The following is a 385-nucleotide window of genomic DNA, read 5'->3' on the forward strand; positions in this document are numbered from 1 at the left end:
GAAATTCTTTCGGAAATAGAATCACGTGATACTACGATAATGATGAAGAATAAGGAGCTGGAGCTTAAGAACAAGGAACTTGAGAGCAAAAGCCAAGAACTTGAGAGCATGAGCCAGGAACTTGAGAGCAAAAGCCAGGAACTTGAGAGCAAAAGCCAGGAACTTGAGAGTAAGAGCCAGGAACTTGAGAGCAAAAGCCAGGAACTTGAGAGCAAAAGCCAGGAACTTGAGAGTAAGAGCCAGGAACTTGAGAGCAAGAGCCAGGAACTTGAGAGCAAGAGCCAGGAACTTGAGAGCAAGAGCCAGGAACTAATTTCTAAAAATAAAATGCTAGGAAATATGATAAGCCTCTTAAGGAAACAAGGGCTATCCGATGAAGATATTG

At 42.9% G+C, this 385-nt stretch carries 1 pseudogene; it reads left to right on the plus strand.

Features of this window, described 5'->3' with window-relative positions:
* Positions 1-385: pseudogene (locus H6A61_RS15470) on the plus strand (hypothetical protein); the annotation flags it as partial.

The organism is Bacteroides caecigallinarum (genome assembly GCF_016901995.1).
Classification (GTDB): Bacteria; Bacteroidota; Bacteroidia; order Bacteroidales; family Bacteroidaceae; genus Phocaeicola; species Phocaeicola cellulolyticus.